Here is a 12,985-nt window from a genome sequence, read left to right as displayed (position 1 = left end):
CTCCTCCGCTTTCCAATTGACTTATTCTCCAGTTAAAATATCCACAACTGTTGCCTTCATATCCGCTACAGTCGATACACGGTTGTGGCGTACTTCAGCAGTTTGGATTTCTTTGATGGCATTTGGATAATCGCGGTTTCCTGCAGATTGAATGTTGGCTACCAATTCATCGTCAGTCGCATGTTCAACATCTTGTCCAATCGCTTTCAAAACAGCTTGCGGGAACTTGTATGGGCTAGCTGTTGACACAACAACGCTTGGTCCACTTAGGGCATCTTTGGCCTTCAATTTTTGTAGACTCGCTGATGCAACACCAGTATGTGGATCCATTAAATAGTCGTATTCTTGGTATACGCGGTCAATTTCAGCTTTAGTTTCATCCTCGTCGGCGAACTCGCCAAGGAAGGATGCAAATTTCTCGCTAACATCAGCTGGGAATTCGTACCGCCCTTTTTCATCTAAGTCATTCATCAAGGCTGACAATTGAGCCACGTCATCTCCTAAGGCGTGGAATAACATCCGTTCGAAGTTGCTTGAAACCAAGATATCCATAGATGGTGAAATCGTTAATTTGAACTCACGGTTTTTGTCATAAACACCTGTATTAAAGAAGTCGTATAAGACAGTGTTATCGTTAGAAGCACAAACCAATTTACCAACCGGAAGACCTAATTTTTGTGCATAGTAACCAGCTAAGATGTCCCCGAAGTTTCCTGTTGGGACCATAAAGTTGACCGGACTGCCTGCTTCAATTTCTTCATGTTTCACTAATTGGGCATATGCGTAGAAGTAGTACACCACTTGCGGAATTAAGCGCCCGATATTCATTGAGTTGGCTGATGAAAATTGGATGTTTTCTGACGCTAAATCAGCGCGTAAAGCTTCATCGTTAAATAAGCGTTTCACTTCTGTTTGTGCATCATCAAAGTTCCCTTCAATCGCCACCACAAAGGTGTTATCCCCTTTTTGGGTTACCATTTGTTTTTCTTGAATAGTCGAAACCCCACCTTGTGGGTAGAAGACAATGATTTTTGTACCTGGTACATCTGCGAATCCAGCCATTGCTGCCTTACCAGTGTCGCCTGAAGTAGCTGTCAAAATGGCAATCTCTTTGTCGTTGGCATTCATTTCAGCTGATTTCTTCATTAAATGCGGTAAAATTTGTAGTGCTAGATCTTTAAAGGCAATCGTTGGACCGTGGAATAATTCTAAATAGTAGTCATCGCCAACTTTTGCTAAAGGCGCAATCACATCCGTATCAAATTTTTCATCATAAGCCCCATCGATACATGCTTTTAAATCCGCTTCTGAAAAGTCATCAAAAAAGATAGACATAACAAAATAAGCCAATTCTTGGTAGGTCATCTCTTTTAATTCAGACCAATCAAGGTCAATACTAGGCCATTCTGTTGGGACGTAAAGCCCGCCATCAGTTGCTAGTCCTTGAACAATGGCTTGTGAAGCTGTCACGATATTATCCTGGTTACGTGTACTTTTAAATTGCATCTTAATCCTCCTAAGCGACTCCTATTACCTTGTTGATCATTTTTATCTATGTCAGTCACTCTTTATATTTGCTTTATTTTACCATAGAAGGCACATTTATGGCAGTGTAGGCTACTTTTTCTCATAATTCTCTATTAGAAAATTCATATGAATTATTGCATGTTTATAGCTTAAAATAGATTTTATTACTCACATGTGTTAACATTAATTGTGTTCCTAAATTTTTAAATTGTAGGAAACGTAAATACAAACGTATATACTCAGGAGGTATTCGAATGAAATTTACAGCTCAAAAACGTGATGGCTCTGGTACTTCAGCAGCTAAACAATTACGTAAAGAAGATTTAGTTCCAGGCGTTGTGTACGCTAGTGACTTAGATCCAATTAACATCTCATTATCAGTTTCTGATGTAGAACAAATTCGTCGTGAATTAGGTCTTAACTCAGTATTTGATTTAGAGTTAGATGGTAAAACACATACAGTTTACGTACGTGAAATTTCACAATCAGCGTTGAAACCAACTATTTACAACATTTCTTTACAAGCGATTAAAAAAGGTCAAAAACTTGAAATGCCATTATCTATCGTTATTGTTAACGAAGATGCTTTAGCAGATCAAGAAGGTGTAGCTTCTACAACAACACTTGAAATTGATGTTGTTGCTGACCCAGCAACCGCGCCAGACTCAGTTGAAGTTGACGTTACAGGCTTAGCTATTGGTGACTCAGTAACTGCTGGTGACTTAAAACTTGCTAGCGACATCGAATTAGTAACAGATGCTGAAGAGGTTGTTGTATCTATTTCTGCGCCAGTTGAAGAGCCAGAAGAAGTTGACCCAGATGCAGAGGTTGCTGAACCAGAAGTAATCGATGAAAAAGAAGGCGAAATTGTCGAAGATACTGAAAACTAAGAGTTTTCGATTTCTTTCATCAAAAAAACCGGAGTGATTTATTTCACTCTGGTTTTTTTCTTTAAAAATTAGAAAACCTTTGGCTTTTATTTTAACAAATAACTATATGCATGAAAAAACAGGGCATGATTGCTACGTCACTGCCCTGTTTTGCTCGCGGGTATTTATTTTTCAACTAGGATAATTTTCTTATTAGTTTTGATTAGTAGATAAGAGATGGCATAGCATGCGCCCCATGTCGCAAGTCCCGACATGCCGTTCATGATAGCTGAGTACACCCATGGGCTCATGCCTTCTGGTGCGTATTGCCCCCAAAAGGCTACACCGGCTAGAAAATGAACAAAGTATTCTGCAAATATGGCGATGAAAGTAGCCAATCCAATATATAGGAAAAGATTTTTTTCATGATTGTTCTTTGCTGCTTCTTGGATTTGTAGGGCAAAAATACCCGCTAATCCTGCTAAGGCAAAGGCAAATATATATTCTATAATACCTTGTACTGGAGTTAAAATACTGGCAAATCCAGAAATAAATTTAATCAGTCCTAACAAGAATCCTGACAGTAAACCAGCACGAATCCCTCTTCTAAACGCTACAATATAAATAATGGCTAGTGATATTTGGACTCCGAAACTTGGGCCAATGTCAATCGGTATCATCGATACTATAAAAGCAATTACTGCTGCAATAGCGGCCTCGATATTTTCATTTAACTTAACTGATCTCATTTCTTCTTCTCCATTCTTTTGTAGGCACAGTGCAAGCTATTTTGAAATATCAACAAAGTAAATAAAAAATCGCATCTATCACAATTGTGACAAACACGACCTCTCAATGTATTCAACGATTTAACGCATTAAATCATTCACCAACAAATGGCTATTGAACACTTCCTTACGCCAGTATAAACCGGATCAAGTTATGAGGGTCTGTTTTTAAACATCTCAGCAAAAGCTCCCCTAGTGCATACAAGTATATTATTTCTTTTAGTATATGCTTTTCTTGCACCTTTAGCAAGTGGTAATCACAAACATTTTATAATCGTTCTGACTTAAGGTATAATAGTATTGAGCGTTGGTTGATTAAAACCACACTATTGTATTAATATCATCAATATGATATATTTTTAAGAACATATTTTTGCATTCTTTTATTTTGAGGCCTATGGGGGGAAGAAATTTGAAGCTATTTTTTTCAAATAAAGCGATCAATAAATTGCAATCATTATCACAATTTGAACATATTTGTTTAAGTGATACACAATATTTACGTATTTCTAATGAACAGGAAGTTGACCTAGTTTTGCGGACCAATGAGACGGATTTTTCCGCCTATGACGAGGTACTAGAAACCCATATTGGCCAAGTTCCCATAAGAAAGAATGCTTTAAAATTTTTAGGCCATGACAACCGCATCGATTTCGACGACTTTAGACAAGTTTTCGTTTTAATCGTTGATGGTCAGGTGATGAACGATAATATCTACCTACAGAAAGCGCAATAATTTATAATTCTTAAACTAAACGGGCTAGGTATACTGGTCCGTTTCTTTATTGAAGAAGGAGTAAATATGTCTCAAAACAAATTCCAAGCTTATTATAAAAAGTCTCGGCAAGAACGTATTGATATTTTAGTAGACAAGGAACAAATTACCGGTGACCAAGGAGAATTCTTAAAGAATGGTCAGGGCTTAACTGTTGAAATCGCCGATAATATGGTTGAAAATACCCTTTCTACCTACCGTCTCCCTTATGGTCTAGGACTCAACTTCCTAATCAACAATCGAGAGGTCCAAATTCCAATGGTTACTGAGGAACCTTCTGTGATTGCGGCTGCATCAAATGGTGGGAAAACGATTCAGCAAGCTGGTGGATTTAAGACACAAGTCAACCAGCGTCTGATGACTGGACAAATTGCCTTTACGGGGGTTGAAAATGATACCCAAGCCCTACGTTTTGAAAACTGGGTGAATGAAGTTGCAGATGACTTACTAGCTGTTGCCAATGCTGCCTACCCTTCTATCGTTGGACGTGGTGGCGGTGCGCGGTCCATCCGCAGTCAATACTACCCAGCAAGCGCTCGTAGCGCCCCTTTTTTCGTTATATATCTAACCATTGATACCAAAGAAGCGATGGGTGCGAATATGATGAATACCATGTTGGAGGCTTTAAAAGCTTATATCATACACCATGTGGATTTTATTCCTGGTCTTGATGGGTTGATGGCTATTCTATCGAATTATGCAGTGGAAGCTACGGCAACGGCGACTTGTGAGATTCCAGCCCAGCTATTGGATAAGGGGGAGGTTTCAGGAAGTGAAGTTGCTAGAAAAATAGCATTAGCGAGTCAGTTGGCTCAAGTGGATGTATACCGGGCAACTACTCACAACAAGGGGATTATGAACGGTGTAGATGCTTTTGTATTAGCTACAGGTAATGACTGGCGAGCAGTTGAAGCTGGTGTGCATGCCTATGCGGCCAGAGACGGACAATACCGAGGATTGGCCACTTGGTCATACGACGTTGACCGCGAAGTGCTAACTGGTGCCCTTACCTTACCTTTAGCTTTAGGTGCTGTTGGTGGGTCTATTGGTATCCATCCAACTGTTCAAGTGACCAAGTCCATACTAGGTCAAGCAGACGCTAAAACACTGATGGAAATTGCTGTATCACTTGGGTTAGCCCAAAACTTTGCAGCCGTCCGAGCCCTTGTTTCTGAAGGTATTCAAGCTGGACATATGGAACTACAAGCCAAGTCCCTAGCCATCCAAGCAGGTGCACAAGGTGACCAGGAAATTAACCAATTATTATCAGCATTAGAAAAAGCTGATCACAAAAACTTGGCGACCGCTAAAGAATTATTAAAGAAATTACGAAATGCCTAAAAAAATCGTTACCTGCTTGAAGTTCAGTTTACTTCTTGTAGGTAACGATTTTCTTTATTTATATAGTCGTTTATGATCTTCAACACCGGCTAATTGGAATTGCTCTTCATCTTCAGATAAGACTAATTGACTACCATCTGTTGGTAATTCTTCTTGGAAAATCAATTCATAATCGGCAACGGATAATTGTACACGATTGTCTAACATTGCTACGTGCCTATCTACTGCTAGCATATCTTTGAAACCATCTACTAAAGAAATAGAGAAGAATTCACCAACTGCACCTGAACCATAAGAATACAATCCAATAGTGTCCCCAGCTTCAAGATTTTGACTTTGGTCTAACAAGGATATCAAGCTTAAATATAAAGAACCTGTATAGATGTTACCAACGCGTTTATTATAAATACGACTTGCTTCAAATTGGTCGGTTAGATTAGCTTGTTTAGCTTCATCCACTTCTGGCAATAATTGGCGTAATCCTTTTAAGCCCATTTTTGAATAGGGTAAATGGAAGGCTAAAGCCTTAAAGTCAGCTAACGTTTTATTGGTTCGTTTTTTATATTCAGTCCACACTGTCTCTAAGTAAAAGAGGTATTGTTCATTAGAGAATTTACCATCTACTTGGGCATATGTAGAATAATTTGGACGCCAGAAGTCGTAAATGTCCCCAGTGTAAGAAACAGCATCATCATTGATCACAGCCACACGAGGGTCTTTACTGATTAGCATAGCCACGGCACCTGCCCCTTGTGTTGATTCTCCTGACGTATTCAAGCCGTATCTAGCTATGTCAGTTGCAATCACCAAGACTTTTGACTCAGGATGACGAGCAATATGGGATACCGCCGTTTGAATACCTACAGTTGCTGCATAACATGCCTCTTTCATTTCAATAGCACGAGCAAATGGGTTAATCCCCAAAAGCTGGTGTACATGGACTGCCATTGCTTTTGATTGGTCGACACCTGATTCTGATCCCACAATAATGAAATCTATTGCCTCTTTATCTTCTGCTGTTAAAATTGGCCAAGCTGCATTAGCTGCCATTGAAACTGGATCTTGGGTTAAGGGTGCCACTGCTTGCTGGGTTTGACCTAAACCAACTGTAAACTTCGCCGGCTCAACATCTCTAGCTTCAGCCAGTTCTTCCATATCCACATAGACATGTGGTGTGAAGAAATGCAGTTTATCTATACCAATATTCATATTCGTTACTCTCCCAACATCATTTTTATATGTATAACGTAATTTATCACCTATCATTTTATCATAGTTTCCCCTCACTATCCGTATTTGTAGCATTCTTAGGAAATTCTGAACAAATTTTTTCATAAAAAAAGATAGACACGACAATTTGTCCTACCTATCCTAAATGGCACATGTCTGGTCAATTGGTTACTGTTTTAGTGACGAGGAATCAGGTATCAAAAGACTTACTTTGATACGACGTCAGTAGCATCAAATTCCGCTACTGCAGTTTCGTAAGAAACGTGAGTGATTATTCATCTAATATTACTTCATCATCAGGAATTCCACCGCGTTCAACCGAATCCATACGTTCAACATTTTCTTTGATAACCGCTAATGATTTAGAACCAACATTTACATTTTTCAATAGTAAAATGGCAATAATTGCAATTTTTTATAATGATATGTAAGGAGATACCTATTTATAGGCTATCACTTTAAAATTTAATCTTTTTCATGGTATAATAAGACATACCAAAAAAGTTATTTATCTGTAAGGGGGTTAAGCATATGCCAACTAGTAAGGCACAGAAAAAAAGAAACCGTAAAATACTATGGTATCTATTTTTAATCATTTTTACGATTGTACAAGGTTTTCTAATTTCAGATGATGATTAGGCATAGCTAATTGAATATACTATGATTAAAACGTCAAAAAATGATTTTCTTTGTTTTTTGACGTTTTTTTATGAATATCTATCATTAACAAAATACGCAATGATATTGAGCATTTAAGAAAAAATGATGATCCAGTCATCATGTTTAGAAGAGAAGCAGTGTAACAAGGTCCTATCATTTAAAAATATTTTACTGCTTTGTAAAAGTACCTTCCTCTTCTTAAATTCCCCCACCTCCATTCACTCATTTTCGGTCTAAATTTATATTTTCCCCTTTATTAAAAACTGCATAAAAAAATCGAGCTAGGAAAATACCTAACTCGATATTAACGCATATACTACCCATTAAATTCTACGACTTGCCCATCATTAGCCATTAAGACTTTGTTCGCTATTCCTAAGAATAAGCCATGTTCTACAACACCGACCATTTGAATCAACTCGTCAGCCAACTTGACTGCGTCTACTATTTTTTCTAAATGAAGGTCTATGATGTAGTTGCCTGAATCGGTGATAAATTTGCTGCCGTCCGGTAATTGACGGAATGTTGGGGCGTAAGCTTTATCTTCAAAGGCATAGAATAGGTGTTGACTAGCCGCTGGGATAACCTCAATTGGCAGTGGAAAAGCACCTAGTTGGTCTACTTGCTTGCTATGGTCACAAATCCAAATGACGCGTTCACTATTCACTGCGATAATTTTCTCAATCAGGTGCGCACCCCCGCCACCTTTTATGCCGTTTAAGGCTGGATCAAATTCGTCTGTGCCATCAATTGTTAGATCAATGGCTGGGACATCATTTAATGAGGCTATTGGAATGTTTAGACTGGTTGCTAATTCGGCTGACTGAATGGAGGTTGGTACACCGGTAAAGGTTAAGCCTTCCTCTTTCATCCGTCTGCCTAGTTCTCTAATCAGGTAATAGGCTGTTGAGCCTGTGCCTAATCCAACGACCATACCATCTTCAACATATTGGGCTGCTGCAACCCCAACTAATTCTTTTTCGTTCACCATATGACTCCCTTATTTGTCTTCCTACCCTAAATGATCTGCTTGACCAAGTTGGATGAAAGCGTCTGTGTATAGTTTTAATAAATCTTCTAATGTATCCATTTCGATGTACTCATCTGCTTGGTGCGCTACATGTGCATCATGTTGGAAGTTCATTCCAAATGATACGCAATTCGGCATTACTTTACTATATGATACCCCACCAGAGATAATAGGTTCAATAGCGTGGTCTGGGAAATGTTTGTGGAAGGTATTTAATAATAGTTGATTGGCTGGTAAATTTACGTCAGATAGTATTGGTGCTGTATCAAAGGATTTCACAAATGGGATATCCGCGAATTCTTTGGTGAAGGCGGCTGTCAATTCCGGTTCGGTAATATTTGTTGGGTAACGGACATCAATGGTAAAGGCAATTTGCCCATCTGCCGTTTTCTCAATAACACCTTGGTTTAAGGTCAATGGCCCCATAATTTCGTGGTTACGGGCTACATCAAATCCTGACCCATCATAAGGACGAAATAGGCGTGTCCACTTGTTGGCCAAGTCATCTGAATAGGTATTGGCGATGATTTCAAAACCACGGGTGATCGCTGAGTCCCCTGCTTCTGGTGTTGAGGCGTGGGCAGAAATGCCGTAAACAGTTAGGATTGTTTGGCCATTTTCTTCTTTGATAGCGATTGGCCATTGTTTGTTATGAGCATAAGTTTCTAGACCGAGATTTAAGGTGTCAGCGATGACAAATGTCGCTTCTGATGGCACTACATTTGACCCGGCTCCGCCGACTACACTTTTAATGATGGTATCTAGTTTTAAATCGCCCTTGAAGTTCCAAGTTGTGGCTCCTTTTTCCCCGATTTGTAATGGGAATTGCCCGTCTGGTGTGATGGCGAAGTCAGGCGCCCCTTCTTTAATTACGTATTGTGGAATGTCCGTCATGTCCGATTCTTCGTCAGACCCAATCACGATACGGATGGTATTTTTTAAGGGAATTTGGTAGTCCTGCAAGATTTTAACGGCATAGTATGACAAGACGGCATTCCGTTTCATATCTGATGTTCCGCGGCCATACATACGTCCGTCGACAATTTCAGCGCCAAATGGTTCTTTGGTCCAATTTGACAAGGCTCCTACAGGTACGACGTCAATATGACTAGCAACGTCCACCCGGTGGTTAGTCCCCGCATTTTGGGGTTCCATGTGAACGGTATATGGGAAAACATCCCCAACTTTCATGTCGTCACGGACAGCTAAATCGTGCATAAAATCTAGTGCCTTGCGGACTTCAGGTCCATAAGGTGCATCTGCTGTAGCCGCCTCGTCATCGCGAATAGATGGAATACGGACCAAACCTTGGATGTCTTCAATCATTTGTGGTATGTATTGTGCGAAATCTATTTTATCTAACATATTATTCTCCTAGTTTTTCTAAATTTTAAATTTTTTGTGTTATCTGAATAGGCTAAATGATGAAATAACGGGCAATTAAGCCGAATAACAGCAGATGAATCGGGTAAATCCAATACAGCCATTTGGCGTTGTAACGACCCCTTAGTCCATTGTAGCAGTAGGTCATTACAAAAGATATCGGTGCAGTCACTTCCCATAAAACGAGTACAGCTCCAGCAAATGATTGGATGAATCGTTGATCTCTGGTGATATAAAGAACACCAATTAAAATAACGCCGAACATGCCGTAATCCGTATTGAAATATTCAGCAGCGATTGCTAATAAGACGATAGCGATAATACCTAGCCAGCGGAATTTCATTATACTAGCCAACCAGATTGCTAATAACCCCAACAATAAGGTAAAGAATACATTTTGATAGGCCAAATCAAAAAATTGTTGACTAATAGCTAGGTTAAAAGGAATTTCCGATATCAAAGCAAAAGCCCCTAACCTTATAGCGTATTTTTGTTTATTAGAGGTATGGAAGAAACCTTCAACCAATAGGAAACAAAATATCGGAAAAGCAATCCGCCCGATTAGCCGAAAGCTGGTATAAGCCGTATAAGCCAGGGAATAATGAAAACTTTCTAGTTGTCCATTATTTAATAAAGGCAGTAAAATGGCTGCACCCATGTGGTCAATAATCATGGTGACCATGGCAATCCATTTCAAGGTAGAACCTGAAAGCCCACCCTGTTTATTCTGTGCGTTCATTGCTTGAGACAAGCAACCGCCTCCTTCTTTTTACGATTTTCATGATGGTGTTATTTTATCATAGTTTTTTCATTTTTCTTTATTTATCACATTGTTTGGGCAAATAAAAAGATCGAGAAAAAATCTCGACCCCTTGTTAATATAAAAAATATCGAACACAGACATGTTTTTTTGAGTCCCTAACCTGTTTTCAGCTTCATGAAACAACTTAAGCCCAATGTCAAAAAAATATCTTATTTTACAATCAACCTACATATTCTTGTGGTCCTTTGAAAGCACGACTTCTTCAAGGCTAAAGCCGATGCTTTTCTAGCATACCTTCGCGATGATGGAGGATGAATCTGACGCATATCTGTCTTAACGCCCTGGTTCGCATCCTAGTTCAAAGGCTATGATAGGAAAAACGAAGACCAACCGATTGAACTATACTATGCCGGTGTTTTCAAAGCGCCATCTTTTGCTGTGGCCTTGCTAGAACGTCGGTTTGATAGGTATTTTGAAAATTTAGACAAGGTATAACATACCAACCAATATAGGAAGGTCATGATCACAAACATTGGTATCACATATGCTGTATTTTGGTTGTAGATAATCTTCGCATTATGCGTCAATTCCGGTAAGGAAATGATTGTCGCAAGCGATGTATCTTTAATCAAGGCAATCAATTGCGACACAATCGAAGGTGCCATTGACCGCACAGCTTGCGGTAATAAAATATATACCAAGGTTTGAACACGGGTTAAACCGGTTGAAATCCCTGCTTCTGCCTGCCCTTTTGGAATAGCATTCAATCCACCACGAATAATTTCTGAAATCATGGCTGATTCAAATATGGTCAAGGCCCCTACTGCTGCCCAGAAAATATTTAAGCGAATCCCTAATTGTGGCAAAGCAAAATAAGTAAAGAAGATAATCAATAGTAAAGGTAAGTTACGAATAATATCGACAACAAGCCCTAAAGCTTTAGATAAAATTGGAATCCCCATATAACGAACAACTCCAAAGATACCACCTAAAATTAACGAGAAGATGATAGCGTAAAACGTTACTTGAAGCGTAACCCATAGACCATCAAGTAAAAACTGGATATTCATCCATTGAAATGCACCTGCAAAATCCATCTATTACCGCTCCTTTCTAACGTACGTCCTGTTGTGCTAATCGTTTTTCAATATATGAAACTAATAAAGTTAAAGGTACTGTAATGACCAAGTATATACATGCGATCATTGTGTAAGTCCCTAGAGTATTAAAGGTTTCACTGGCAATTAAATCACCGTAATACATTAAATCTAACCCAGCTACCATAGCTAGAATAGAAGAGTTTTTCACTAAGTTGATAAATTGGTTACCTAATGGTGGAATCACAATTTTCACAGCTTGTGGTAAAACCACGTACTGCATCGTTTGTACATAAGTCATCCCTTGTGAAATACCTGCTTCTCTTTGACCTTTAGGTACAGCTTCAATCCCTGAACGCACAACGTCCGCGATAAAGGCTGATGTATAAAGTGTTAAACCGATAATCCCTGATTGGAATCCGGTAATATCCATCCCGTATAAAGGAATAACTACATAGAAAAACATCACAATAATCAATAAAGGAATATTACGGAAAAATTCTACAAAGATATCTCCAATTTTAGCTAAAACCTTGTTTTCTAAGGTCTGGATAATTCCCACTAAACCACCAAGAATTAAGGAAGCAATCAGAGCGATCACTGATGCAATCAAGGTATTGATAAATCCTTCAATAATTAAATCAGAATAATTTGTTAATAATTCAAACATGTGCTCAACCTCCCTACTCTGCAATTGATGACTCAGTATCGTCACCAAACCATTTTGCATATATTTCTTGATACGTACCATCAGCTACCATGTCATCAATGGCTTGGTTTACTTCATTTAAGAAGTCATCTTGGCCCTTGTTGATGGCAATACCATATGGTTCTTTTGTAAAGGTTGATCCAGCAATTTTGTAACCTGGATTTTGTTCCATGATTCCTAATAAAATAGCATTATCCGTGGTCATCGCGTCCCCTTGACCTGATTTTAAGGCCGTGAAAGCTTCAGCGTAGTTTTCTAACTCTAAGATATTCGCATCCGGCGCTGCTTCTTTAATTCGTTGGGCTGATGTAGACCCTTTTACCGCCAAAATGGTATGTTCACTTGTCAAGCTCTCAACACCTTCGATATCAGAATCTTCAGGTACCATCAAGGCTTGCCCGGCATCAAAGTACACTTGACTAAAGTCAACTTGTTTTAACCGATCTTCTGTGATGGTCATGGTTGCAATCAAAGCATCTACGTTCCCGTTTTTCAGTAAAGGAATACGGGTTTTAGAGGTTACCTCAACAAATTCAGCTTCGGCATTTTCCCCACCGACACGCTTAGTAATCTCTTTCGCCATATCGATATCAAAACCTTCGATACGATTTTCCTCAATATTATATTTCCCAAATAAGTTGGTATCGACTTTTACCCCCCAAGTGATGACCGGGTAGGCTTCGCTGTCGATTCGCTCAGCAATATCCTGTTGGCTAGCAGCAGTGCTTGTACAAGCCGTAGCCAAGAAAGCAAAAGCCACTAGCGCGACAATTCGCCATAGTTTTTTCATAGTATTTCCCTCTTTTCTTAAGC

12 protein-coding genes and 1 riboswitch are annotated in these 12,985 nt (G+C 39.1%); of the genes, 3 read left to right on the top strand and 9 right to left on the bottom strand.

Translation table 11 applies throughout. The annotated features are described in order from the left end of the window. Nucleotides 1-21 precede the first annotated feature (21 nt). Nucleotides 22-1,512, bottom strand: coding sequence for a threonine synthase (gene thrC / locus ACFW0C_RS06810; RefSeq protein ID WP_378106490.1), 1,491 nt, complete (start codon nt 1,510-1,512; stop codon nt 22-24). Nucleotides 1,513-1,781: 269 nt separating this feature from the next. Here thrC and ACFW0C_RS06805 point away from each other — a divergent pair, with 269 nt between their 5' ends. Next, the gene (locus ACFW0C_RS06805) at nt 1,782-2,417 is read left to right on the top strand and encodes a 50S ribosomal protein L25 (protein WP_338191121.1); all 636 of its coding nucleotides are present in this window, start codon (nt 1,782-1,784) and stop codon (nt 2,415-2,417) included. Nucleotides 2,418-2,581: 164 nt separating this feature from the next. Here the strand turns inward: ACFW0C_RS06805 and thiT are convergent, their stop codons facing one another. Then, nucleotides 2,582-3,145: an energy-coupled thiamine transporter ThiT gene (thiT, locus tag ACFW0C_RS06800; protein WP_378106407.1), complete on the bottom strand. Its 564-nt coding sequence runs from the start codon at nt 3,143-3,145 to the stop codon at nt 2,582-2,584. 146 nt (nt 3,146-3,291) lie between these two features. After that, a riboswitch (TPP riboswitch) is annotated at nt 3,292-3,388 on the bottom strand. Nucleotides 3,389-3,596: 208 nt separating this feature from the next. Between thiT and ACFW0C_RS06795 the strand changes: the two genes are divergently transcribed. Both ACFW0C_RS06795 and ACFW0C_RS06790 read left to right on the top strand, forming a co-directional pair. Further along, nucleotides 3,597-3,920, top strand: a complete 324-nt coding sequence (locus ACFW0C_RS06795; RefSeq protein WP_378106405.1) for an iron-sulfur cluster biosynthesis family protein — start codon at nt 3,597-3,599, stop codon at nt 3,918-3,920. Between the two features lie 66 nt (nt 3,921-3,986). Beyond that, nucleotides 3,987-5,300, top strand: coding sequence for a hydroxymethylglutaryl-CoA reductase, degradative (locus ACFW0C_RS06790; protein ID WP_378106403.1), 1,314 nt, complete (start codon nt 3,987-3,989; stop codon nt 5,298-5,300). Between the two features lie 54 nt (nt 5,301-5,354). Here the strand turns inward: ACFW0C_RS06790 and ACFW0C_RS06785 are convergent, their stop codons facing one another. The 7 genes from ACFW0C_RS06785 to ACFW0C_RS06755 all read right to left on the bottom strand — a co-directional run bounded on the left by ACFW0C_RS06785 (nt 5,355) and on the right by ACFW0C_RS06755 (nt 12,962). Continuing rightward, entirely contained in the window at nt 5,355-6,509 is a 1,155-nt protein-coding gene (locus ACFW0C_RS06785; RefSeq protein ID WP_378106401.1) for a hydroxymethylglutaryl-CoA synthase, read from the bottom strand. A gap of 997 nt (nt 6,510-7,506) precedes the next feature. Continuing rightward, entirely contained in the window at nt 7,507-8,181 is a 675-nt protein-coding gene (gene rpiA, locus ACFW0C_RS06780; RefSeq protein WP_378106400.1) for a ribose-5-phosphate isomerase RpiA, read from the bottom strand. A 21-nt stretch (nt 8,182-8,202) separates the two neighbouring features. Next, a complete protein-coding gene (locus ACFW0C_RS06775) occupies nt 8,203-9,585 on the bottom strand; it encodes a Sapep family Mn(2+)-dependent dipeptidase (protein WP_378106398.1) in 1,383 nt (460 codons plus the stop codon). 52 nt (nt 9,586-9,637) lie between these two features. Continuing rightward, entirely contained in the window at nt 9,638-10,354 is a 717-nt protein-coding gene (locus tag ACFW0C_RS06770; RefSeq protein WP_378106396.1) for a TraX family protein, read from the bottom strand. 416 nt (nt 10,355-10,770) lie between these two features. Beyond that, on the bottom strand, nt 10,771-11,463 hold the full coding sequence (locus ACFW0C_RS06765) for an amino acid ABC transporter permease (protein ID WP_378106395.1): 693 nt from the start codon (nt 11,461-11,463) through the stop codon (nt 10,771-10,773). Nucleotides 11,464-11,479: 16 nt separating this feature from the next. After that, nucleotides 11,480-12,133, bottom strand: coding sequence for an amino acid ABC transporter permease (locus ACFW0C_RS06760; protein ID WP_378106393.1), 654 nt, complete (start codon nt 12,131-12,133; stop codon nt 11,480-11,482). A gap of 13 nt (nt 12,134-12,146) precedes the next feature. Beyond that, nucleotides 12,147-12,962, bottom strand: a complete 816-nt coding sequence (locus ACFW0C_RS06755) for a glutamate ABC transporter substrate-binding protein (RefSeq protein ID WP_378106391.1) — start codon at nt 12,960-12,962, stop codon at nt 12,147-12,149. Nucleotides 12,963-12,985: the final 23 nt, after the last annotated feature.

Origin of the sequence: Aerococcus sp. NPDC058936 (assembly GCF_042741995.1) — a bacterium.
In the GTDB taxonomy this organism is placed as follows: domain Bacteria; phylum Bacillota; class Bacilli; order Lactobacillales; family Aerococcaceae; genus Aerococcus.
Note: the sequence above shows the minus strand (reverse complement) of the source record. Positions and strands in the feature narration are given on the sequence as shown.